This window comes from Rhodococcus sp. BP-349 (genome assembly GCF_019835845.1).
GTDB lineage: Bacteria > Actinomycetota > Actinomycetes > Mycobacteriales > Mycobacteriaceae > Rhodococcoides.
Map to the genome: position 1 here is coordinate 518,700 of NZ_JABUDR010000001.1, position 22,620 is coordinate 541,319.

Annotated in this window: 23 protein-coding genes; 6 read left to right on the top strand and 17 right to left on the bottom strand. The window is 68.9% G+C overall.

Features of this window, described 5'->3' with window-relative positions; genetic code table 11:
* Position 1 precedes the first annotated feature (1 nt).
* The 11 genes from HQ325_RS02500 to HQ325_RS02550 all read right to left on the bottom strand — a co-directional run bounded on the left by HQ325_RS02500 (position 2) and on the right by HQ325_RS02550 (position 8,863).
* Complete coding sequence (locus HQ325_RS02500) at positions 2 to 946, bottom strand: amino acid--[acyl-carrier-protein] ligase (RefSeq protein ID WP_222626568.1); 945 nt, start codon at positions 944 to 946, stop codon at positions 2 to 4.
* Positions 947 to 948: 2 nt separating this feature from the next.
* Positions 949 to 2,145 carry an acyl-CoA dehydrogenase family protein gene (locus HQ325_RS02505; RefSeq protein WP_222626569.1) on the bottom strand — a complete coding sequence of 399 codons (1,197 nt, stop codon included), beginning with the start codon at positions 2,143 to 2,145 and terminating at the stop codon, positions 949 to 951.
* A gap of 5 nt (positions 2,146 to 2,150) precedes the next feature.
* Positions 2,151 to 2,405 carry an acyl carrier protein gene (locus HQ325_RS02510; protein WP_027506958.1) on the bottom strand — a complete coding sequence of 85 codons (255 nt, stop codon included), beginning with the start codon at positions 2,403 to 2,405 and terminating at the stop codon, positions 2,151 to 2,153.
* Between the two features lie 155 nt (positions 2,406 to 2,560).
* Positions 2,561 to 3,814 carry a YibE/F family protein gene (locus HQ325_RS02515; RefSeq protein WP_222644251.1) on the bottom strand — a complete coding sequence of 418 codons (1,254 nt, stop codon included), beginning with the start codon at positions 3,812 to 3,814 and terminating at the stop codon, positions 2,561 to 2,563.
* A 375-nt stretch (positions 3,815 to 4,189) separates the two neighbouring features.
* Positions 4,190 to 5,188, bottom strand: a complete 999-nt coding sequence (gene add, locus HQ325_RS02520) for an adenosine deaminase (RefSeq protein ID WP_222626571.1) — start codon at positions 5,186 to 5,188, stop codon at positions 4,190 to 4,192.
* Positions 5,185 to 6,456: a pyridoxal phosphate-dependent aminotransferase gene (locus tag HQ325_RS02525; protein ID WP_027506955.1), complete on the bottom strand. Its 1,272-nt coding sequence runs from the start codon at positions 6,454 to 6,456 to the stop codon at positions 5,185 to 5,187. Before HQ325_RS02525 ends, add begins: the two co-directional genes overlap by 4 nt.
* An 84-nt stretch (positions 6,457 to 6,540) precedes the next feature.
* The gene (locus HQ325_RS02530) at positions 6,541 to 7,188 is read right to left on the bottom strand and encodes a hypothetical protein (RefSeq protein ID WP_222626572.1); all 648 of its coding nucleotides are present in this window, start codon (positions 7,186 to 7,188) and stop codon (positions 6,541 to 6,543) included.
* On the bottom strand, positions 7,185 to 7,763 hold the full coding sequence (locus HQ325_RS02535) for a hypothetical protein (RefSeq protein ID WP_222626573.1): 579 nt from the start codon (positions 7,761 to 7,763) through the stop codon (positions 7,185 to 7,187). Before HQ325_RS02535 ends, HQ325_RS02530 begins: the two co-directional genes overlap by 4 nt.
* A gap of 22 nt (positions 7,764 to 7,785) precedes the next feature.
* Complete coding sequence (locus tag HQ325_RS02540) at positions 7,786 to 8,058, bottom strand: DUF4235 domain-containing protein (RefSeq protein ID WP_222626574.1); 273 nt, start codon at positions 8,056 to 8,058, stop codon at positions 7,786 to 7,788.
* A complete protein-coding gene (locus tag HQ325_RS02545) occupies positions 8,055 to 8,426 on the bottom strand; it encodes a DUF3618 domain-containing protein (protein ID WP_222626575.1) in 372 nt (123 codons plus the stop codon). The genes HQ325_RS02540 and HQ325_RS02545 overlap by 4 nt, the downstream gene beginning before the upstream one ends.
* The gene (locus HQ325_RS02550; protein WP_222626576.1) at positions 8,423 to 8,863 is read right to left on the bottom strand and encodes a phage holin family protein; all 441 of its coding nucleotides are present in this window, start codon (positions 8,861 to 8,863) and stop codon (positions 8,423 to 8,425) included. Before HQ325_RS02550 ends, HQ325_RS02545 begins: the two co-directional genes overlap by 4 nt.
* Before the next feature lie 147 nt (positions 8,864 to 9,010).
* Between HQ325_RS02550 and HQ325_RS02555 the strand changes: the two genes are divergently transcribed.
* Positions 9,011 to 9,190 (top strand): DUF2613 domain-containing protein, encoded by a 180-nt coding sequence (locus HQ325_RS02555; RefSeq protein ID WP_222626577.1) that lies wholly within the window; start codon positions 9,011 to 9,013, stop codon positions 9,188 to 9,190.
* A gap of 5 nt (positions 9,191 to 9,195) precedes the next feature.
* Positions 9,196 to 10,212, top strand: a complete 1,017-nt coding sequence (locus HQ325_RS02560; RefSeq protein ID WP_222626578.1) for a DUF3068 domain-containing protein — start codon at positions 9,196 to 9,198, stop codon at positions 10,210 to 10,212.
* Here the strand turns inward: HQ325_RS02560 and galK are convergent.
* The 4 genes from galK to HQ325_RS02580 are packed head-to-tail and all read right to left on the bottom strand — an operon-like array spanning position 10,203 to position 14,866.
* Complete coding sequence (gene galK / locus HQ325_RS02565; RefSeq protein WP_222626579.1) at positions 10,203 to 11,360, bottom strand: galactokinase; 1,158 nt, start codon at positions 11,358 to 11,360, stop codon at positions 10,203 to 10,205. The two genes, HQ325_RS02560 and galK, sit on opposite strands and share 10 nt — an antisense overlap.
* Positions 11,357 to 12,502 (bottom strand): galactose-1-phosphate uridylyltransferase, encoded by a 1,146-nt coding sequence (gene galT / locus HQ325_RS02570; RefSeq protein WP_222626580.1) that lies wholly within the window; start codon positions 12,500 to 12,502, stop codon positions 11,357 to 11,359. Before galT ends, galK begins: the two co-directional genes overlap by 4 nt.
* A gap of 55 nt (positions 12,503 to 12,557) precedes the next feature.
* Complete coding sequence (locus HQ325_RS02575; protein ID WP_222626581.1) at positions 12,558 to 14,096, bottom strand: hypothetical protein; 1,539 nt, start codon at positions 14,094 to 14,096, stop codon at positions 12,558 to 12,560.
* Positions 14,093 to 14,866, bottom strand: a complete 774-nt coding sequence (locus HQ325_RS02580; RefSeq protein WP_222626582.1) for an ABC transporter ATP-binding protein — start codon at positions 14,864 to 14,866, stop codon at positions 14,093 to 14,095. Before HQ325_RS02580 ends, HQ325_RS02575 begins: the two co-directional genes overlap by 4 nt.
* An 85-nt stretch (positions 14,867 to 14,951) precedes the next feature.
* Between HQ325_RS02580 and HQ325_RS02585 the strand changes: the two genes are divergently transcribed.
* The 4 genes from HQ325_RS02585 to HQ325_RS02600 all read left to right on the top strand — a co-directional run bounded on the left by HQ325_RS02585 (position 14,952) and on the right by HQ325_RS02600 (position 17,851).
* The gene (locus tag HQ325_RS02585) at positions 14,952 to 15,638 is read left to right on the top strand and encodes an SOS response-associated peptidase (RefSeq protein ID WP_222626583.1); all 687 of its coding nucleotides are present in this window, start codon (positions 14,952 to 14,954) and stop codon (positions 15,636 to 15,638) included.
* 70 nt (positions 15,639 to 15,708) lie between these two features.
* Complete coding sequence (gene pnuC, locus HQ325_RS02590; protein ID WP_222626584.1) at positions 15,709 to 16,338, top strand: nicotinamide riboside transporter PnuC; 630 nt, start codon at positions 15,709 to 15,711, stop codon at positions 16,336 to 16,338.
* Entirely contained in the window at positions 16,335 to 17,387 is a 1,053-nt protein-coding gene (locus HQ325_RS02595) for an AAA family ATPase (protein ID WP_222626585.1), read from the top strand. Before pnuC ends, HQ325_RS02595 begins: the two co-directional genes overlap by 4 nt.
* Positions 17,384 to 17,851 (top strand): SRPBCC family protein, encoded by a 468-nt coding sequence (locus HQ325_RS02600; RefSeq protein ID WP_222626586.1) that lies wholly within the window; start codon positions 17,384 to 17,386, stop codon positions 17,849 to 17,851. Before HQ325_RS02595 ends, HQ325_RS02600 begins: the two co-directional genes overlap by 4 nt.
* Before the next feature lie 155 nt (positions 17,852 to 18,006).
* On the opposite strand, the gene HQ325_RS02605 is transcribed toward HQ325_RS02600, so the two are convergent.
* The gene (locus tag HQ325_RS02605) at positions 18,007 to 18,927 is read right to left on the bottom strand and encodes a type IV toxin-antitoxin system AbiEi family antitoxin domain-containing protein (protein ID WP_222626587.1); all 921 of its coding nucleotides are present in this window, start codon (positions 18,925 to 18,927) and stop codon (positions 18,007 to 18,009) included.
* A 284-nt stretch (positions 18,928 to 19,211) separates the two neighbouring features.
* Positions 19,212 to 22,544 (bottom strand): heterodisulfide reductase-related iron-sulfur binding cluster, encoded by a 3,333-nt coding sequence (locus HQ325_RS02610; protein ID WP_222626588.1) that lies wholly within the window; start codon positions 22,542 to 22,544, stop codon positions 19,212 to 19,214.
* Between the last annotated feature and the right edge of the window lie 76 nt (positions 22,545 to 22,620).

The window sequence follows — 22,620 nt, forward strand, 5'->3', positions numbered from 1 at the left end:
ATCAGCTCAGGCGGAGCGACGCCGGCCACTGTGAGGTGTCGAGGCCGTGCGTACGCACCATCGCGAGGGCGATGCGCTCCATACCGAAACCGACACAGGCACTGTGGGCCTCGTTGCCGTCCGCGGTACGGATGTCGAAGGTCTGCCCGAAGTGGTCGCGGTGGCAGTTGCACGACACCACCGCGGTGCCCTCGTCCAGGTCGCCGTAGAGACGCACGACCAGCTCGGTCTTGAGGTTCTCGTTGCGCTGGTTCGCGGCCAGCATGCGTCCCGCGCGACCGAAGAACGGGTCGTTGGCGATGACGGGCGAGGCGTCGAGCCCGAGGTCGGACAGCACCGTCATGCCGCGCTCGATCCACGACTCGCGGTGCTCCACTGCCTGGTCGGGCGTGCCGACCTGGACGAACTCGTGCATCCGGAACGCCTGCATGCGAGCAGGGTCCACGGCGGGCTCGTGGCGGAAGCAGTATCCGTAGACGTCGAGCATGGTGCCGCCGTCGGGAAGCTGACCGGTGAGCATGGAGTACGACGGGTGGCACGCGGCCGACACCAGCATGGTGCCGGCGGACTCGAGCCAGTGGTCCCAGTCCTTACCCTCCGACCGCGCCGCGAGCAGCTCGGCGTGGGCCTTGTTGTCACCGGAGAAGGTCGTGATGGCACCGGTGAGGTTGGGGAACGAGGCGATGTAGTCGGTCTTCTCGAACGCATCGCGCGGGAACACCGGCGGGAACCGGAATCGGCGCAGCGCATCTCCGTGTGCGGCAGCGCCTGCGGCCTTCACCGTGGAGTCGATCAGATCGATGATGTCCTCGAACTCGCCCGAGCGGCCGTACAGACCGTCGAGGGAGCTGGGGACGAGGAGACCGGCGCCGACGAGCTGATCGCGGAAATCGGCGCGCGCGAGATCGAGATCGGAGACCACGTCGCGGTCGAGTGTGGAGGTCATGGTCAGATCCCCTTGTAGACGAGCGAGAGCTGCGCGTTGTGCTTGAGGATGCGCTCGTTGCTCACCATGATCGCGGAACCGTGCGAGTCGCGGAGGTGGCGGCTCATGCGCAGTTCACTGTCCTCGCGGTAGCCGGCGATGCCGCAGATGAGCAGCGCGCGGGCGACGATGTCGATCAGCAGATCGGAGGCCGTGACCTTCACGTTGTTGATCTGCAGCGCGAAACCGATGGCGCTGAGCGCAGCCGGATCGTCGGCGATGGAGTCGAACTTCGCGGCGGCCGTGAACACGGTGTCCGAGAGCTGCTGATGGACCACGAGCAGCTCGGCGAGACGCGCCGCGGACGGCGGTGTGACACCGGGCGTCTTGCGGGCCAGCTTCTGGACGGACTTGCGCGCCTTGCGTACCGCGGCGTCGGCGATGCCCAACCAGGCGCCACCCCACAGGACGTGTGCCGAGGGCAGCATCGTCTGAGCCGAGATGTCGCTGTACGTGGCGGGAACGACCCACTCCGCCGAGCCCGATGCGCGGAGCATGAAGCCGGGGCTGCACGTACCGCGGAAGCCCATGGTGTCCCACGTGCCGGTCTTCTGCAGCGTGACGTCCTCGCGCTGACACGCGACGAGCACCTGATCGCTGGGCGCGGCGTCGGGGGACCGACGGGCCGTGGCCAGGATGACGTCGGCGTACTCGCCGTACGAGATGACGGGGGCGTTCTTGGTGAGCGTGTAGCGGTCGCCGTCGTACTCCACCGCGCACCCGCTGGTGCGGACGTCGCCACCGATGTTGATCTCGGTGGTGGCGGAGGCCACGAGGGGCTGCTCCACGACCATGTTCGCCAGGAACTCCCGGATGACCGGGGACTCCATGCCGTGGCGGGTCAGTGACAGCACCTGGGTGTGGTGCATCGCGTAGATCATCGCGGTGGACGCGCACTCGCCGCCGAGAGCGCGGCCGACGGTCGCGAGTTCGGTCAGGGTGAGTCCGGCGCCCCCCAGCGACGTCGGAACCGATGCGGAGAGCAGGCCGGCGGACTTGAGTGCCTGGACCGACTCCGTGGGGAAGCGAGCCTCACGGTCGACCAGTTCGGCGTTGCTGCGCACCACGGCGAGCACGTCGTCGAGCGGGATCTGCGCCAGGCCTGCGGGCACGTCCGGATCGACGGGGGGAAGGGCGGAGGGAGCCTCGAGTGTGGTCATCGCGGTCACGCCAGCTCTGCGACGGCGTCGGCAATGGCCGAGACGCTCGCGAACGTGGCCTTCTGCAACAGGCGATCCGGGAACTCGACATCGAACTCGTCCTCGAGGCCGATCATCACATTGACGCTCGCGTGCGACGTCAGACCTGCGTCGTACAGATCGGCGTCGTTGGCGACTGCGTCGATGGCGACCGGGAGCTTTCCGTACTTGTCGAGTACCCGGCGGATACGGTCGACGTCCTCTGCGGCCAGAGTGTTCATTGTGTGTCCTCACATAGTCGTCGTGCTCTGCGAAGTTGCGTCAAACAAACGCGCAGGTTCCCGAACCCACTGAAACAATACAGGAGAATGTTTTGTAGTGCCAGTGCATACCTCGTGGCCGAACTCTGTGAAGTTTCCCGATGCGCGGTCGAGCGTCAGCGCGCGGAGTGCCGACCGCTCACGGGGGCGCGTCCGCGGGGCGGCCGGGCGAGCATCACGGCGATCGCGGTGGTGAGCGGAACTGAGAGCGCGAGCGCCGTGCCGCCGACGCACGAGCGGACGATCTCGATGGCGACCGCGTCACCGGTGAGCACGTTGCCGAACGAGCGGCCGGCGACACTGAAGAGCAACAGCAGGGGCAGTGCGCCACCCGCGTAGGCCAGGACGAGCGTGTAGACGGTGCTGGCGATGTGGTCCCGTCCGACGCGCATCGCGGACGTGAAGATCGACCGTCGGGTGGCGTCGGGATCGAGCGCCGCGAGCTCGAACGCCGCGGACGCCTGGGTGATCGTCACGTCGTTCAGCACGCCGAGCGATCCGATGATGAACCCGGCGAGCAGGAGCCCGGTGATGCTGACGTGGTCGAGATAGGCCTGCACGTCGGTGTTCTGTTCCTCCGACAGACCGGTCACCCGGGTCAGCCTGATGGCCGCTTCGGACAGGCCGGCGGCGACGCCCATCGACACCACGGTGCCGAGCAGCGCCGAGCTTGTTCGCAGATTGGGCCCGTGCGCCAGATACAGCACGCCGTAGAGGATGACGGTGCCGCCGACGAGGGCGACCAGGAGGGCGGATCTGCCGTCGAGGATGGCGGGGAGCACGAAACCCACCAGCACCGCGAGCGCCAGTCCGAGTCCGAGCAGTGCGCGGAGCCCGCGCCACCGCGCGACCACGCAGATGACGACGGCGAAGACCGCGACCACCAGCAGCAGCGGCGTGGTGCGGGAGTAGTCGTCGAACCCGTAGATCGCGGTGCCGCTGTCGTCGGTGCCGCGGACGAGGCGGATCTCCTCGCCGACGCGCAGATCGGGCGTTCCCGGTCCGGGCGTCACCTCGAGCAGGGTGCGGGTGCCCTCGTTCACGCCGGTGTCGATCGAGACGATGCTGCGGTTGCACTCGAACCCCGAGACGGTCGGTGGAGTGGGGGAGCCGCTGAAGACGCGTCCGTTGGAGGAGCTGCCGCACGGGCCGATGTCCTGGGACACCACGGTGCCGTACTCGGTGGCCACCACGCCGCCGGTCGCACTCTGGAACGGGGCGGGCACCTCGACGGAGCGATCGCTGGGCCACAGCAACACCACGCCCACGGCCGCGGCGATGCCGACGACGGCGAGGATGCCGAGTACCAGTCTGGCGGCGATCTTCCCGATGGGGGCGGGACCGGAGCTGTGTCCGTGGCCGTGTGTCACGACGCCAACACTATCGGTGGCGCGGAGGAGGGGATGGGGGCGCGAGAGGCGCGGGACGAAAGCGGGTGGCGGGGAAGCAGGGGGGGTGTCCCCCGCCACCGACCGAGCGGCCCACCGGGGGGGTGGGGGGCCGTTCGGCGCTTTCGGAACCCCGAAGGGCTCATGTACGAACATACCCGCGAACGATCCGTTCGATCATCACGGGGTTGAAAAATGTGTCCGAGAAGTTGTGTTGTGTCACACAGCGGGATATATGGCACTGCGGGTCACACCAAGTGCAGGTCAGGGAGTGTGCCGACGCTCCCGTGGTGGTTCCAGGTTCTCGTACGTGTTGCAGCGTCCGCGGGAACCTGCAACGTCCGAGGGAACCGGCGCCTACGCCTCCAGCGCCTCGATCTCCGCCCGCAACTGCCGCTTCAGGTCCGCGTCCGCGTACGACGCGTCCACCCCCGCGAGGGCGAGCGAGCGCAGGGCCGACGCGTCCAGCCCCATGCCGTGTGCGGCGAGGTACTCGGTGGTGAGATCGGTGCCGAACATCGACGGGTCGTCGCTGTTGAGCGTCACCGTCAGCCCCGCGTCGATCATGGCCGGCAGCGGGTGCACGTCGAGCGATTCGACCACGCGGGTCCGGATATTGGAGGTGGGGGAGACGTCGAGCGGGATCCGGTGCTCGATCAGGTGCGCGACGAGCTCGGGGTCGCCGAGCGCGGCGATGCCGTGGCCGATGCGTTCGGCCCCCAGATCACGCAGCGCCGACCAGATGCTGTCCGGCCCGCCGGTCTCGCCTGCGTGGGGGAGCGAGTGCAGTCCCGCCGCGCTCGCCCGCGCGAACACGTCGGCGAACTCCGCCCGCGGCACCTCGATGCCCCCGATGCCGAATCCGACGATCGAGTCGACGCGATGCGCCAGCACGGCGTCCAGGGTGCGGTTTGCCGCATCGGTACCGAAGTCACCGGGGAAATCGGGGATCCAGCGCGCGACGATGCCGGTCTCGGCCTCAGCACGCAGCCGGCCCTCCTCGACGCCCTCGAACACCGCCGCCGCGTCCACCCCACGCATGAGGTGCCCGAAGAGACTGATGTGCATCTCGGTGTACCGCACGTCGTGCGCTGCCAGCGCGGTGAGGCTGTCGTACGCGAGCCGCGCGAAGTCCTCGGGATCGCGCAGCACGCCGATCGACGTCAGGTACACCTCGATGAAGTGCGGGAAGTCGCGGAACTCGAACCACTCCCGCAGCGCGTCCTCGGTGCGCGGGATGGCCTCGACCTGATGCTTGTCGGCCAACGCCTTCAGTGTGCTCGGCCACATCGACCCCTCGAGGTGGACGTGCAGCTCGACCTTCGGCAACGCCTCGACGAACGCCCTGACGGTCACTGCCGGTACGACGACAGGAAGTTGCCGAACCGTTCGATCGCCGTGCGCAGATCGCGGGCCCACGGCAGCGTGACGATGCGCAGGTGATCGTGGTCGGGCCAGTTGAAGCCGGTTCCCTGCACCACCAGGATCTTCTCCTGCAGCAGCAGGTCCTGCACCAGCTTCTCGTCGCTGTGGATCTCGTGCACCTCGGGATCGAGGCGCGGGAAGGCGTACAGCGCACCGCGCGGCTTGACGCAGCTCACGCCGGGAATGGCATTGAGTCCCTCCCACGCGACGTCACGCTGTTCGAGCAGTCGCCCGCCCGGCAGGATGAGGTCCCCTATGCTCTGGTGGCCACCGAGTGCGACCTGAATAGCATGCTGCGCAGGCACATTGGGGCACAGCCGGGTGGACGCCAGCAGATTGATGCCCTCCAGGAAGCCTGCGGCGTGGTCCTTGGGTCCGGTGATCGCGAGCCAGCCCGCGCGGTATCCGGCCACCCGGTAGGCCTTGGAGAGACCGTTGAAGGTGAGGCACAGCAGGTCCGGCGCCATCGTCGCCATGGACACGTGCTGGGCGCCGTCGTAGAGGATCTTGTCGTAGATCTCGTCGGCCAGCAGCAACAGGCTGTGCTTGCGTGCCAGCGCCGCGATCCCCCGCAGCACCTCCTTCGAGTACACCGCACCCGTCGGGTTGTTCGGGTTGATGACCAGGAGCGCCTTTGTGCGATCGGTGATCTTCGACTCGATGTCCGCGAGGTCGGGGTTCCAGTCGTTCTCCTCGTCGCAGCGGTAGTGCACCGCCTTGCCACCGGACAGCGTCGTCATCGCCGTCCACAGCGGGTAGTCGGGCGCCGGGATGAGGACCTCGTCGCCGTCGTCGAGCAGCGCCTGCATCGTCATCGTGATCAGCTCGGACACGCCGTTGCCGAGATAGATGTCGTCGACGTCGAGGAACGGGAAGCCGTCGACCAGCTCGTAGCGAGTGACGATGGCGCGGCGGGCCGACATGATGCCCTTGGACTCGGAGTACCCCTGAGCCGTGGGGAGCGCGGCGATCATGTCGCGCACGATCACGTCGGGTGCCTCGAAGCCGAACGGCGCCGGGTTGCCGATGTTGAGCTTCAGAATGCGGTGGCCCTCGGCCTCGAGACGGGCGGCGTGGGCGTGCACGGGTCCACGGATCTCGTAGAGGACGTTCTGCAGCTTGACGGACTGCTCGAGCGGGCGCAGCGTGCGCTGGCCGGCCTGGCGCGGCGTCGTGTCTGATGTGCTCACGTCCGCCATCGTCTCACTGTCGGCCCCGTCGAGTGGTCTGCCCCCGAGCAGTCCAGTGACTGTCGGGGGCAGACGGTGAGTCGACGGGCGGTGTCAGCTGTCCTTCGACGCCTCCGCGACGTCCGCCAGGCGTTCGGCGTCGTCGCGCTTCTCGGCGGCGTCCTCGAGCTTCTCCGCCGCGTCCTCGATCTCCTCGGTGCGCGGAGCCTTGGCCTCGGCCTCGCGGCGTTCGACCTCCGACAGCTTCGCTTCACGCTCGGCCTCGGCCGCCGAGATCCGCTTGTCGGCGATGTCGTCGGCGCGCGACTTGCGGTCCTCGAGTCGTGCGGCGGCCTTCTTGCCCGCGGCCACCTTGTTCTCGATCTCCTGGTCGGCCGCGTCGGTCGCCTTCTCCTCGGCGGTCTCGCGAGCCTTCTTCGCCCGCGTCGTCGCCTCGTCGACCCTGTTCTGCGTCTCGCGCGTCGCCTGTGCACGCTTCTCGCGGGCCTGCGCCTCGAGACGGGTGGCCTTCTCCAGATCCGCGGCCGCGCTGCGCATCTTCTGGCCGCGCCGCGCGAGGTCCTCGTCACCCAGGACGGCACCCGCGGTGGCGTCGATGCTTCCGACGATCTGCTGGTACGTCGCACGGACCGGACCCTCGGCGTCGAGCCGACTGATCACGGTGGACTCGAACGCCTGCAACGGAAGTCGCGCGATCGAGTACTGCAGTCGCAGGATCCGGCGGGGCAGGGACAGGCTCACTTGGTCTCCTCGTTCTCTGTCGACGCGGCCTCGCGCTCGGCCTTCGCGGCGCGCTCGCGTGCTTGCGCCGCCTCCTGCTCCAGTGCGTCGGCCTCGTCGAGCTTCTCGTCGTACTCTGTTCGCGCAGCGGAGATCTCGTCGGCCGCACGAGCCTCTTCCTGCTGCCGCTCGCTCGTCGCCTCGGCGATGCGCCGCTCCGACTGCGCCTCGGCGGCGACGCGACCCTGCTCGGCGTCGCGCATCGCATCGGCCTCTGCCGTCGTGTGCGCGCGGAGCCGATCGTTCTGCGCCGCAGCCTCGGACGCGTCGGTACGGTCCTCGACGGACTGCCGTGCGACGTCCGCCTCGGCCTCCGTCTCGGCGATGTCCTGCTGCGCCTCCTCGATCTCGAGGGCGGCGGCGGTCTCGGTGGCCTCGGCCTCGCGGCGGCGTTCCACCTCCGCCTGCTCGAGCCGCCCGCGATCGGCGAGTTCGTCGTTGTTGGTCACGGCGCCGGCCACTTCCTTGGCACGGCCCTTGATCTTGTCGACGAAGTCGCTGCGCGCCTCGGAGGCTGCACCCTGGTTCTCGGTCACGAAAGGCTCCTTCTGATGATCGTCACTTGGGGTCTTCCTTGGCGAGTGCACGGAATCCCTTGGCGCCGGCGCGGTCGACTCCGGCCTTGACCAGCCCGTAGACGACCCCGTGCAGCGCTGCAGCGATCAGGACCTCACGGTTGGTGCGTGAGAGGTCCTTGGGATCGGGCATCTCGGAGTCGTTCTCGCCGACGCGCTTGTAGATCTGGTTGAAGATCTGCCCGGCGACCAGGCCACCGACGATGCTCGTGGCCAGGGAGAGCGGCTTGTAGAACGCTTTCGACGTGCTGGTCATCGGCCGGCCAGGATGTCGAGGACGCTCTGCCGGCGCAGCGCCTTGCGTGCGCGGCGTCGGCGGACCAGGGCCACGAGCACGACGGCGGCGAGTGCGCCGGCGAGGGAGATACCCGCGACCTGCGGGTTCTCCTCTACCTGCGCGACACCCTCCTGCGCCTTGGCGACGCCCTGCTGGGCGACTTGCTGCGCTTTCTCCGTTGACTCGTGCGCCGCGGCGGAGACGCGCGCGGGCACGTCGACCTTGGCGGCGAGTGCCTCCACGGTCTCGGCCAGCTCCTCGCGCTGCTGCTCGACGGACGGCGGCTCGGCATCGGCCTCGGTGCGCAGGGCGTGACGCGGTTCGGACGCGTCCTTGGGGTCGGTCATGAGTGAGCCTTTCGGGCGTTCTGGACGGTCTCGACGTCGCGCTGGACGCTGGCGACGGTGGCGGCGGGTGCGGGTGGAACCGCCTTCTTGGCCTTGGTCGCGCCGACCTTGGCGAGGATGCCGCCGACGACCAGCAGGACGACGGCGACGATCAGTGCCGCGAGCCACGGGTCGAGTGTCGTCGCCAGGCCGAGGACGGCGGTGGCGACGAGAGTCGCGAGGCCCAGGAACAGCAGCAGGGCGCCGGCGCCGGAGACACCGATGCCGACCCCGAGCTTGGTGCCCTTCGACTTCACCTCGTCGAGTGCGCTGCTCACCTCGGTGCGTACCAGCGTGCTCACCTGCTGGGTCAGACGCTCGACCAGTTGCACGGTGGACAGATCGGCCGCGGCCGGTGCGTGGCCGCCCGTATCGCTCGTGTGCCGGGTTTCGTTCATGAGCCGGGTTGTACCCGCGACACGACCGCGCGAAACGACGGCCTCCAGAGGTCCGCGCCCAGATCGCGGACAGTTCACAACGCCGTGACGGCCTCGAACGGTGTCCGAAATGACACAGTTGGACGTCGGGGATCGGATGTGGGGGACGTGGCTGTGAGAAGTGTCGTGATGCCGGCTGTGGCCAGCCTGCTCGTGGGCGGGGTCCTGTCCGCCGGGGCGGTGGTGGGCCTGACGTGGTCCGCCGAGGAGACCGTGCGACCGGAAACGACGGTCACCGCCGATCCGACCGACTCGGTGCTGGGCGACGTGCAGTACGGGAGCAGGTGACCGAGGTGGCGCGACCGACGATCATGCGCGGCAGTGCGTGTGTCCTGCTCGCGATCGGCAGCGCGGCGGTGGTGGCGGCGATCATGCTGCCCACCTACGTCGAGCACCGGCTCGCGGTGACGCCGCTGGACATCCGTACGACGACCGTCGCGGTCACCGAACCGGGAACCGGCGGCGACGTGCTCGACGCGACGTCCATCACGCGTCCCGGCCCGCTGTCCGTGGCCACCGGGGTTCCGCTGGTGGTGCAGCGCTTCATCACCACCGAGGATCCGAGCGACGCGGATCGCGTGACGTTCCAGTCCGGCGCGACCGTGCGCCGCGCGGACCGGGAGGGCGACGCCGGTCTGCTGACCGCCTCGGTCGACCGGGTCACCGTCGATCGACGCACGTCGCAGCCGGTCGATCCGGTGGCGTCGGTGCAGACCACCGTCGGCAAGCCCGCCGTCCCGGTGCCGCGGACCGGATATCAGCAGCGCTTCCCGTTCGGCACCCAGCCGATCACGTACTCGGTCTACGACGCGACGGCCTGGACGAGCTTCCCTGCCGAGTTCGTCGAGGAGATCTCGATGGACGGGCTCCCGATCTACCACTTCCGCACGCAGGTCACCGGTGCCGATCTCTCCGAGACGACGCAGTCGCCGATCAACTCCGTGACGCTGCCCGCGTCGAAGTGGGGGCTCGAGGGGCTCGGTGAGCAGTCGATCACCATGAAGCGGTACTACTCCACCGTCCGCGACATCTACGTCGAGCCGCGCAGCGGCAGTCTCGTCGGCGGTCGTGAGCAGCCCTACCAGTACTTCGCGCGCGACCCTGCCGTTCCGGAGGTCACCGTGTTCAAGGCGACCCTCGGGCTCGACGAGGACGGGCAGAAGGAGCAGCTCGACCGCGCCCGCGAGTCGGCCACCAAGCTGATGTGGCTCACCGACCGCGGACCTGTGCTGCTGTGGTCCGTCGGGGGTGTCGGTCTGGTTCTGGGTGCGGCGCTACTCGTCGTCTCGGGTCGGCGTTCTCAGCGCTGACGGTGCGCTGCCCCGGACGGGGTGGCGGTGAGGAAGGTGGGCGTGGGCAGCCCGGCTGCCGATGCCGCCTCGGTGACCGCGTCCGCGACCGCCTCGGTGCGCGTCCGGTCGACCAGGGCGATGGCCGAACCGCCGAACCCGCCGCCGGTCATCCGGGCGCCGAACGCGCCGACGTCCAGTGATGCCCGGACGGCGGAGTCCAGTTCGGGCGAGCTCACCTCGTAGTCGTCACGCAGTGATCGGTGCGACGCGGTCAGCAGCGCCCCCAACGCGGTCAGATCGGGTGTGGCGTGCAGAAGTTCGGCCGCCTTCTCCACGCGGACGATCTCGCTGGTGACGTGTCGGACGCGGGCGGCCGACACCGGATCGGTCATCGCGGACGCCGCCGCCTCCGGGTCGAGACCGCGCAGCGTCGACACGCCGAGGTCGGCGCAGGCCTTCTCGATCGACGCGCGCCGCTGTCCGTACTGACCGTCGACCAGCCGATGCGGTGCGTTCGTGTCGATGACGAGGATCTCCGCGTCCGGGAGATCGAGCGGAATCTGCCGGGAGGAGAAGTCGAGACAGTCCAGCAGCAGCGCGTGGCCCGGTTCCGCGAGCATCGCGATCGACTGATCCATCCCGCCCGTCGATGCGCCGGCGATCTCGTTCTCGGCGCGGATGCAGGCGTCGATCAAGGTCCGTCGGTCGGCGTCGAGCTCGAACAGATCCCGGAGCGCCACCGCCACAGCACATTCGAGCGCGGCCGAGCTGGACAACCCCGAACCCACGGGGACGGACGAGTGGACGGCGATGTCGGCCCCCTCCGCCAGTCCCAGCGCCCACGCGACGCCGGCGACGTAGGCGCCCCACCCGTCCGGGCTGCCGGGAGCGATGGCCGACAGTGCGATACCCCAGTGCATGTCGGAGCCTGTCGACGCCGCCCGCAGTACTGCGTCGTCGCGTCGGCGGGCCGCGACCGCGGTGACGTAGGGCAACGCGAAAGGAAGGACGAGCCCGCCCGCGTAGTCCACGTGCTCGCCGATCAGGTTCACCCGTCCCGGCGCGATCCAGACGCCGTCCGGCTCGCCGCCGAAGGTCGTGCGGAACCGTTCGACGGCACCGTCTGCGAGCTCGGCCTCGTCGACGACCGGCACCCACGCGGTCACGCGAGCACCTCCCGGAACCTGTCCGCGATGGCCTCCGGTGTCGTGTCGTTGATCCACGCGCCCATGGCGGACTCGGATCCGGCCAGGAACTTCATCCGCCCCGGCGATCGCATCATCGAGAACAGCTGCAGGTGCAGTCGCCCCAGATCACGGTCCGCACCGACCGGAGCCTGGTGCCACGCGGCGATGTAGGGCACCTCGTCGACGCCCTCGAAGAAGTCGTCGACCGAACGCAGCAGGTCGCGATACACGCCCGCCAGCGCGTCGCGTTCGGCCGTCGTCAGCGCGGCGAGATCGGGAACGGCGCGGCGCGGGGCGAGGTGCACCTCGACGGGCCACCGTGCGGCTGCCGGAACGTACGCCACCCAGTGCTCGGTGTCGACGACGATGCGGCGGCCGGACCGCAGCTCGGCGTCCAGCACGTCGGACAGCAGCGAGCGGCCGGTGCTGTCCCGGTGCAGCCGTGACTGCCGGATCATCGCGTCGGTCCTCTGCGGCAGGTACGGGTACGCGTAGATCTGCCCGTGCGGGTGAGTCAGGGTCACCCCGATCTCCTTGCCGCGGTTCTCGAAACAGACCACCTGACGCACGCCGGGGAGAGCGGACAGGGCCTCGGTGCGGTCGGCCCACACGTCGACGATGGTGCGCACCCGGTGCAGGTCGAGCGAGGCGAAGGAGGCGTCGGGGTCGCTGGCGAAACACACCACCTCGCATCGGCCCGTGCCGGCAGCCAGTGGCCAGAGCTCGTCGCCGTCGACGTGCGACGGAAGGTGCTGCGCCGCTGCCGACTGCGCGAGGGAGGGGAAACGATTCTCGAAGACCACGACGTCGTAGTCGGCAGCGGGGATCTCGGTGGGCGGGTGTCCCGGGCGGCTCGGTGCGAGCGGGGACGCATCGGGCGGTGGGAGGAACGTGCGGTCCATCCGTTGTGCGGCGATGACCACCCAGTCGCCGGTGAGCACGTCGAGTCGCATCTGCGACAACGACTCCGACGCCGGGAGTGGGCGCGTGTCCACCAGGTCCCGCGTCTGCGCCCCGGACACCCAGGGCTCGGAGTCGTCGAAGTACAGCAACTCTCGACCGTCGGCGAGGGTGGTGCTGGTCTTGCGAACGACGTGCGTCGACGGTTCGTGCATGGTCATGCCTGTGTGTTCCTCGCTCTCGGCTCCCCGGACCACATCGTGCACGGAATCGTGGTCAGGCGCTGACGGTTGCGAAGATCTCGGGGCCGCGATCCGCCACCAGCGCTTCGGCGCGACGCCGGGCCACCGCCACGATGCACCCGCCGAGCAGCAGGGCGACGATCGGTCCGAGCCAGACGAAGATGCCCGGAAGAGCCAACGCGACCAACACGCCCGGAACGCACAGCAGCGCGCCCACGGCCATCACGCCGAGCGTCCATCCGATGGCGCGGCCGGTCATCGAGCCTCGGGAGTTCAGCGCGCTCGCCCCGGTCTGTCCTGCGACGACGTAGGGGCTGGCCGCCGACTGCACGGCGCCGGCAGCGGCGGTGGCCAGGGACGCGGCCACGACGACGGCGGCCGCCACGGGGAGCGTACGCGGCGACGGGTCGCCGACGAGGCGACCGAGGACTGTTCCGACGGCGCCGAACGCGACGGCCACCACGGCCGCGATGACGAGGCGCGCGTCGATGACGCGTCGCGCCACACCCGGCACGGACGTGGCGCGCCAGGCGGCTGCACCGTCGAGACCGTACGAGTTGGCGAACATGCTGCTCGTCAACAGGATCACGATCGGCGCGCCGTACTGCAGGCCGTAGATGTCGGTCGAGGTGGCCATGAGTACGACTCCGACGAGCAGGAACACCCCCGGCATCGTCAGCAGTCCCACGCGTCGTGGATCGAGAATCAGCAAGCGTGCCTCGGCGCTGATCGCCGTGACCAGTGGTCCGCGCGCGCGGAACGCGGACGCGCGGCGCGGCGAGTCGGTCCGTACGCGCGGCGGGGTGCTGTCGAGCGCATCGGAGACCGCCGAGGTCCACCACCGCACGACCAGCACGCCGAGTCCGACGAGTGCGAGAACGACGAGAACGGGCAACCACCACCTCCCGTCGTCCACTGCCTCACTCGACACCGCCGCCCATCCCGTCGGCAGGACGCGTACCGCGGTGCGGATGATGCCGTTGCCGGCGATCGCCGTCGACACGTTGCCGAGCAGAAGGAAGGCCGCGTACGCCGCAGCGGCGACGACGGTGCCACCGATCGTCGAGAGGATGCGGCCGCGTGGTGTGCGCGATGCCGCGTCCAGGCGGAGGATGGCGACGCGGGACAGACCGAGCGCGACACCGACGGTGAGCAGAGCGACCACGGCGGCCACTGCTCGTGCGACGGGGGAGGCGCCCGGGAGTGCCAGGGGCGTGAGCGCGAGTCCGCCGATCAGGAAGAGGGCTCCGCCGCTCCGCACACCGATGAGGGCCAGTGCTCGGCGGAGGTCGTCGGCACGCACCGGTAGATGGCGCACGTGCGCCGGGACGAGTCCGCGGTCGCCCACTCCGGTCAGCAGGGGAGCGACGACGGTGAGGACTACCACCACCACGGCGCACAGTGCGGCGAGCGTGGCACGCGCCGAGGGCTGTGCGCTCAGCGTGATCGCGTACATCGCCCCGAGCGACGCGATCGCGGTGATCACGATCGCGATGCGGGCACCCGATCCGGTTGCTGCTCTGCGTATCTCGCGATCCAACGACAACAGTGTGCGGACCGGCGCGCTGATCATGAGCCCAGCCATGGCAACTCGGCCGTTTGGTCACCGCCGCCGACCGCGTCGAACAGCGCGCCCTCGAGGGTGCTGCCGGCACGCACGTCGTCGATCGTGCCGGCGGCCAGCAGAGAGCCGCGGGCGAGAATGGCCACGTGCGAGCACATCTGCTCGATGAGCGGCATGGAGTGACTCGACACCATCGCGGTGCCGCCCCGCGCGACGAAACTCTCGAGAAGGTGCCGAATGGTGCGGGCTGACATGGGGTCCACCGCCTCCAGCGGCTCGTCGAGCACGAGGAGCCGCGGCGAGTGGATCATCGCCGCGGCCAGGCCGATCTTCTTCTTCATTCCGGCGCTGTACGTGGAGACCGCGCGGTCACCGGCCTCGGCGATGTCCAGCACCGCGAGCAGTTCCTCGCAGCGTTCGTGCGCCACCGCCGGATCGAGACCGTGCAGCACTCCGACGTAGTGCAGTGCGCGCCGACCGGGCAGGGCCTCGGGGAGGGACGGCCCGTCGGGAAGCAGTCCGACGCGCCCGCGGGCGGCGACCGGATCGGCCCACACGTCGTGACCGTCGATCCACACCTGCCCGGCGGACGGGCGCACGATGCCCGTCGCCATCGACAGAAACGTGGTCTTGCCTGCCCCGTTGGGTCCGACCAGCCCGTACAGCGTGCCGGGCGGCACGAACAACGACATGTCCTGCACCGCCGGTGCGCTTCCGTCGTACTGCTTGCTCAGTCCCCACGACTGTAGCGCGCCCGGCGTCTCGTCCACTGTCGACATGCACTCCCCCTCGTCGGTTGCGGTACTTACCGACACTAACCAGACCGCGTGGCATGTCGCTACCCCAGCGAGGCAGAATCGAGGAATGTGCGGTCGCTACGCCAGTACCCGGTCCGACGACGATCTGTCGTCCATCTTCGATGCTGCCGTCGCGCTGGGGGAGGCGCCTCCTGCGTCCTACAACGTGGCGCCGACGGATCCGGTGCGCATCGTGCTCGAGCGTGGGGAGGAAGCGCGCCAGCTGCGGACGGTCCGATGGGGGCTGATCCCGTCGTGGGCGAAGGACCGGAAGATCGCGAGCAGGCTGATCAACGCGCGGTCCGAGACCATCACCGAGAAGCCGGCCTTCCGGAAGGCGGCGGCGAAGCGGCGCTGCCTCGTTCCCGCCGACGGGTACTACGAGTGGGAGAAGCGCGAGGGTAAGAAGATCCCGCACTTCCTGCACACGGACGGCGTGCTCGCGATGGCCGGTCTGTACGAGCTGTGGCCGGATCCCGCACTGCCCGATGATGATCCGAGCAAGTGGGTATGGACCACGACGGTGCTCACCACCACCGCGACCGATGCTCTGGGGCACATCCACGATCGGTCGCCCGTCGTCGTACCGGCCGACTTGCGAGACGCGTGGCTCGACCCCGAGCTCACCGATCTCGGCGCGGTGTCGGACCTCGTGCAGTCGATGCCGGAGCCGCACCTCTCGCCGTACGAGGTGAGCACCGCGGTGAACAGCGTGCGCAACAACGGGCCTCAGCTGCTCGAGCCGGTGGCCTGAGCCGGGTCTCGTCTTGCGCTTGGAGTAGTTCTGCGCCATGCTTAGCGCATATTCACGCTAAGGAGGCGTCATGACCCTGATCGAGTGGCTCGGATCCACCGCGTTCGTGTCCCTCGGGGCACCCACGTCGTGGGTGGAGGTCGTCGGATTCGTCACGGGCGCCACCTGTGTCGCGCTCGTCGCACGGCAGTCGGTGTGGAACTGGCCTATCGGCATCACCAACAATGTCGCCTTCGTCCTGCTCTTCTTCGGCGCAGGGTTGTTCGCCGACGCGGCGCTGCAGTTCGTCTACATCGCACTCGCCCTGTCCGGCTGGGTCCTCTGGGTCGGCGGCGGTACGCGGGGGCCGCTGGTGGTCTCGTCCACCAGCCGTCGGGAATGGTGGTGGCTCGGCGCCGTCGGCGTGACGGCCACGGTGGCCATGACGTGGTTTCTCGACACCGCGACGATGTCGGTCGTGCCGTTCTGGGACGCGCTGACCACGGTGCTGTCGCTGCTGGCGACGTGGGGCCAGGTGACGAAGCGTCGTGAGTCGTGGTTCCTGTGGATCGCCGCGGACGTCGTGTACGTGCCGCTCTACCTCTACAAGGACCTCGTTCTGACCGGCGTTCTGTATCTCGGCTTCATCGGACTGTGTATCGCCGGGCTGACGGCGTGGACGCGATCGATGAACGCCGACCGGGACGAGGTGACGGTATGACGCACGCGCTGATCATCGGCAAGTTCTACCCGCCGCACGCCGGCCACCACGCGATGGTCCGCTTCGCCGCCACGGTGGCAGAGCGCGTGACCGTCGTGGTGATGTCCGCGTCGGTGGAGTCGGTGCGTCTGCAGGAGCGCGTGGCGTGGATGACCGAGTCGCACGCCGGCGACGAGACGGTCACCATCACCGGCATCGTGTGCGACGCACCGATCGACCACACGTCCCGCGCCGTGTGGGCGGCCCAGGTGGCGTGCATGCGTGCGGCCGTCGGGAAGGAGCCCGTGGACGTGGTGGTCACCAGCGAGCCGTACGGCGAGGAACTGGCGCGGTGGTTCGACGCTCGACACGTGCCGTTCGACCTGCCGCGCACCAGCTTTCCGGTGTCCGGGACTGCGTGCCGACGCGACCTCGGCGCCTCGTGGCGGTGCCTCGATGCTCCTGCGCGGGCGGGACTGGCGACGCGCATCGTCGTCCTCGGGTCGGAGTCGACGGGCACCACCACTGTCGCCGGCGCGCTGGCTGCACACTTTCGGCAACGGTGGCCGGACACCGAGTGCGTCGACGAGTTCGGGCGCCAGGACACTCTGGACAAGGTCGCCGAGGTCGGATCGGTCGACGACATCGTCTGGACCGGTGACGACTTCGCCCGCATCGCGCGCACCCAGACTGCGCGTGAGGACGCGGCAGCGCGGCGCGGATCGCCTGTGCTGATCTGCGACACCGACGCGTTCGCGACGACGCTGTGGGAGCGGCGTTACCTTGGCCCCGCGTCGCACCACGCCGTCGCCGACGATCGACCCGCGGTGTATCTGGTGACGGATCATCGTGGAGTTCCGTTCGTGCAGGACGGTATTCGTGACGGCGAACAGGTGCGCGCCGAGATGACCGAATGGTTCCTCGAGGCGCTCACCCGCACCGGACGGTCGTGGGTGCTGCTGACGGGGAGCCTCGAGGAGCGTCTCGAGCTGGCCATCCGCACGGCGGAGCAGGAACTTCGGCGGCGCACCACCTTCACGGCGCCGCTCGGCGGCATACTCGAGGCATGACCGCACTCGAGCATTCCGACTCCATCGTGATCGCCGCATCGCCCGACGCCGTGTACGCCCTCGTCTCCGACGTCACCCGGACCGGCGAGTGGAGCCCGATCTGCCAGGAGTGCTGGTGGAACGACGGCGGCAGCGCCGACGTGGTCGGGTCCACCTTCACCGGGCGCAACGTCACCGCCGACCGCACGTGGGAGACGGTCTCCACCGTCGCCGTCGCCATCCCGGGCACCGAGTTCGCCTGGCTCGTCGGCGACTCGTTCGTGCGGTGGGGGTACACGCTCGAGGCGATCGACGACGATTCGACCCAGCTCACCGAATCGTGGCTGTTCACCGAGCAGGGGATCGAGTACTTCCACACGAAGTTCGGCGATCGTGCGCAGGAGGAGATCGAGATCCGCCGCACCGCAGCGCTCGACGGGATCCCGCGCACGCTCGCGGCGATCAAGGCGCTCGTCGAGTCCTGACGGAGCGGTGGGGTCGGCGCGGTTGCAGAGGGTTGCCGGGTCCGCTCCGCGACTGGAGGGGCGCGCCCACGGGTCCGCTCGGCGCCTGGAGGGGATGTGCACACCTGGTGTGGTGAGCGCACACCCTTTGCCGCAGGCTGCTGGGGGTGTGCGGTTCATGCGAGGGGTGTGCGGTCACGGGCGAGCGCTCGCCGTATGCGCTCGATGATGATGCTCGGCGTGGCCAGGTCCTGCCACGTCCAGCGCACCACCGTGTAGCCCGCGTCGCGCAGTGCATCCTCGCGGAGCTTCTCCCGCCAGAGCACGTCGGCCGGAGTCTCACCGGCCGGAACGAGTCGTCCGTACTTCACGCGACCGTCGAACTCGCCGATCACCTTGGAGCCGTCTACCAAGAAGTCGACACGGTAAGATGTGTTGCTGCACTGAATGATTCGCTGAGTGGAGACCGCGAAGCCTGCATCGCGGAGCAATACGCGACTGCGTGATTCGCCGACACTCTCCGACCCGGCGTCCATGAACAGCGCGACGCGGCGGGCTCGCGCATGGCCACTGCGGGTGGGGCGACGATCGAGTATCTCCTCGACCTGCGTACCCGTTAGTCCGAGCCGGCGTGCCGCATCGTCCGCCGCGCAGACTGCTTCCTCGAACGGCAGGCAACAGGCCAGATCGGCAATGGTGCGGCTGACGGTAGTCGAGCGGAACCCCGCCGCGTCGGTGACCTCGTCGGCGTCATAGGGCGACGCGTGCACGCGACGCACACGGCCCGTACGACCACCTGTCCGCCGGTTGCGCGTCACGTGAACGGCCGAAAGCGGCACGTTCCACAGGTCGATACCGTGAGCGATCGCTGCCGACGCATGGCTCAGCACTGCGTCGGGCGCCGGATTGCCGATCGTCAGCATCGCGCGCGCCAGCAGGAGGTGGCGTTCCTGGTCTGACAGGTTCGCGATGTCGTCCGAATCGGCGTAGGCACCACGACGTACACGTGTGAGATCTCCGGTACGGCACATACGCCGTAGTTCAGAGTCCGTGTAGCCCTGAGCCAGTGCCTCCGAGCGGGAGGTGATGCGTGCCATCGGCCGATCGTCGCCGACGTGGACCTACCCGACCGGTGCCCGAGGGCCCGCTGTGGACAGAGAACGCCCTGTGGATGAGCGAGCGCACACCCCTTACGTCAGGCGAACACCTAATGCAGCGTGCTGGAGGCGGTGTTCGGTTGGTGCAGGGGGTGTTCGGTGGGGAGGTCGCTGGTCGCCGCACGCGTCAGCCAGCGGCAGGGTGTGTGCACATCCCGGCTGGAAAGCGAACACCCCCTCCAGCGGGCTGAAGGGGGTGTTCGCTTGACGCAGGGGGTGTTCGGTCAGGACTTCTTGCCCGGTGCCTTCGCCCCCGACTTGAATCCCAGTCCGCCGGCCTTCGGAGCGGGCGTTGCGGGGGTGTCCTTGGGCTCCGCCGCACCGGTGGACTCAGCTGCCCCGTTGGACTCGGCAGCGCCGTTCTCCGCCTCCGGTGCGGCCGTCTCCTCGGCAGGCGCCTGCGGCTCGGGCGCTGCGGCAGATGTCCCGGAACCCGGTGCCTTCGCGCCGGGCTTCTTGAATCCGGACTTCACGGCGAGACCCTTTGCCTTGACAGTCGGCATCGACTCCGACGCCTGAGACGGAGCCTCAGCAGCAGCCGGTGCCTCAGCAGCAGCCGGTGCCTCAGCGGGAGCCGGTGCCTCGGCAGCAGGCGCCTCAGCGGGAGCCGGTGCCGCCGCTGAACCCGGTGCCTTGGCGCCGGGCTTCTTGAACCCGGACTTCACGGCGAGTCCCTTGGCCTTGACGGTCGGCATCGACTCCGACGTTTGAGACGGAGCCTCCGCTGCAGCCGGTGCCTCAGAGGTGGGCGCTCCAGAGGCGGGAGCCGAAGCGCCCGATCCCGGTGCCTTGGCGCCGGGCTTCTTGAACCCGGACTTCACGGCGAGACCCTTGGGCTCGACCGTCGGCAACGACTCCGACGCCTCGCCGGCCGTCCCGGTGGGAGCGTCGGTCGGCTCCGGCTTGTCGGCCGGAGCGGCTGCTGTGGATCCCGGCGCCTTCGCGCCCGGAGGACGACCCTTGAGCTGGAGCCCCTTGCCGCCCGGCGCCTTCGCCTTGCCGGCCATGCCCAGGCCCTTCGGCTTGGACGCGTCGGCGGAGTCGTCTCCGTCGGCGTTGGGCGACTCGGCGGGCTTGGCCGGGGCTCCCGGTGCCTTCGCGCCCGGCGCCTTGGCCAGGCCCTTCATCTTCAGACCCTTGCCGGGCACGGGGGCAGCGGGATCGCCGCCGGCAGCAGCCGTCTCGATCTCCTCGACGCGGCCCTTCTCCTCCTCGGCGGCGACGTCCTCGGTGGCGACGGACTCGGCCTTGGGGGTGTCGACGGGCTCCTCGGCAGGGACGACCACGGGCTTGGCCCGCGGCACCACCTTGATGTTCTCGCCGAGCTGCGCCGAATCGAGGCGCGTGATCGAGCTGAGAAGCATCTGCGAGACGTCGATGACCTCGACGTTGTCGTTGCCGCCGGCCTCCTGACGCGCGGTGACACCGTCGTTGAGCATGACGCGGCAGAAGGGGCAGCCGGTCGCGATCTTCTGCGTCGCGGTGGTGCTGCCACCCAGGGTGTCCAGCGCTTCGTCGACGCGGTCGATGTTGATCCGCTTGCCGATCTTCTCTTCCATCCACATGCGAGCACCACCGGCGCCGCAGCACATGGAGCGCTCGCCGTGGCGCGGCATCTCCTTGAGCGTGGAGCCCGACGCCGCCATCAGCTCGCGCGGTGCGTCGTACACCTTGTTGTGGCGTCCCAGGAAGCACGGGTCGTGGTACGTGACGTCCTCTTGCACCGACGCCACCGGAACCAGCTTCTTGGCCCGCACGAGGCGGTTGAGCAGCTGGGTGTGGTGCACCACCTCGTACTTGCCGCCCACCTGCGGGTACTCGTTGCCGAGTGCGTTGAAGCAGTGCGCGCACGTGACGACGATCTTGCGACGGCTCTCGTCGACACCCTCGAACACGGAGTTCAGGGTCTCGATGTTCTGCATCGCGAGCTGCTGGAACAGGAACTCGTTGCCCGCGCGGCGAGCGGAGTCACCGGTGCAGGTCTCCTCGGCGCCGAGCACCATGAACTTCACGCCGGCGGTGGCAAGGAGTTCCGCGACGGCCTTGGTGGTCTTCTTCGCGCGGTCCTCGTAGGCGCCGGCGCAGCCGACCCAGAAGAGGTACTCGAAGTCCTCGAAGCTGTCGGCGTCCTGGCCGAAGACCGGCACGTCGAAGTCGAGCTCCGAGATCCAGTTGGTCCGGTCCTTGGCGTTCTGGCCCCAGGGGTTGCCCTTGTTCTCCAGGTTCTTGAACAGGCCGGCCAGCTCGGAGGGGAACTCCGACTCGATGAGCACCTGGTAGCGACGCATGTCGAGGATGTGGTCGACGTGCTCGATGTCGACGGGGCACTGCTCGACGCACGCACCGCAGTTGGTGCAGCTCCACAGCACCTCGGGGTCGATGATGCCGCCGAGACCGCCGTCGAGGGTGGTCTCGCCGACCAGCGGGCGCTCGGCCTCGTCACGGGCGGCCTGCGGAATCTTCGCGAGCTTGGCCTCGTCCGGCTTGCCGTCCGCGTCGACCAGGCCGATCTCGTCGCCCGCCATGTCCTTGCGGCCACCGGCGAGCAGGTACGGCGCCTTGGCGTTGCCGTGGTCACGGAGCGAGGTGATGAGCAGCTTGGGGGAGAGCGGCTTGCCGGTGTTCCAGGCGGGGCACTGCGACTGGCAGCGGCCACACTCGGTGCACGTGGTGAAGTCGAGCCACCCCTTCCAGGTGAAGTCCTCGATCTTGCCGGCACCGAACGCGTCGACGTCGGGGTCGGCCTCCTCCATCTCGAGGACCTTGCCGCCGGACATCATCGGCTTGGCCGCGCCGAGCGCGACTCCGCCGTCGTCCTCACGCTTGAAGTAGATGTTGAAGAAGGCGCTGAAGCGGTGCCATGCGACACCCCACGTGATGTTGCGGCCGACGATCAGCAGCCAGACCATGCCGGACATGAGCTTGACGAAGGCGAAGATCGAGACCAGGACCGCACTGGCGGGGAGCAGCTTCGCCAGGTTCATGGTGAAGAAGTCGGTCCACGGGTTGGCGTGGCCGTAGGTGGCGATCTTGCCGGCCTTCACGAAGATCATGCCGAGGCCCTCGAGCAGCACCACGAACTCGACGAAGTAGGCGGCACGGAAGTTGGAACCGGAGAAGCGGGAGAGGCGCTCGGGGGAGCGAGGGTGGTTCCGCTGCCGGATGATCATCAGCGTCACGATGCCGATGACGGTGCCCAGGCCCAGGATCTCGTCCATGAGGTGATAGATCGCGAGGTCACCGATGAGAGGCCAGTGGAACTCCGGGTTGAACGTCTGCCCGTAGGCCTCGAACCACAGGATGGCGCCGAGCATGAAGCCGACCATGACCAGCCAGTGCGCCCAGCCGACCGAGCGGAACTTGTTCATCCGGGTGTGGGCTGCGAACTCGATGCACATCTGCTTGAACCGCGGAACGAACGGTCGCAGACGTGTCCTGTCCGGCTGTCCCAGCGCGATGGATCGCACCATCATCGCGGCACCACGGAAGAAGTAGGCCCAACACACGATGCTGAGCAGGGCACCGACGGTGCCGAGGGTGATCGTCAGGGCATTCATGACGCTGCCTTTCTTCGGCGACGGCCATTCCGTCGCCCTACGCTTCCGGCCGGCCACAGGGGGCGGTCCGACGGTC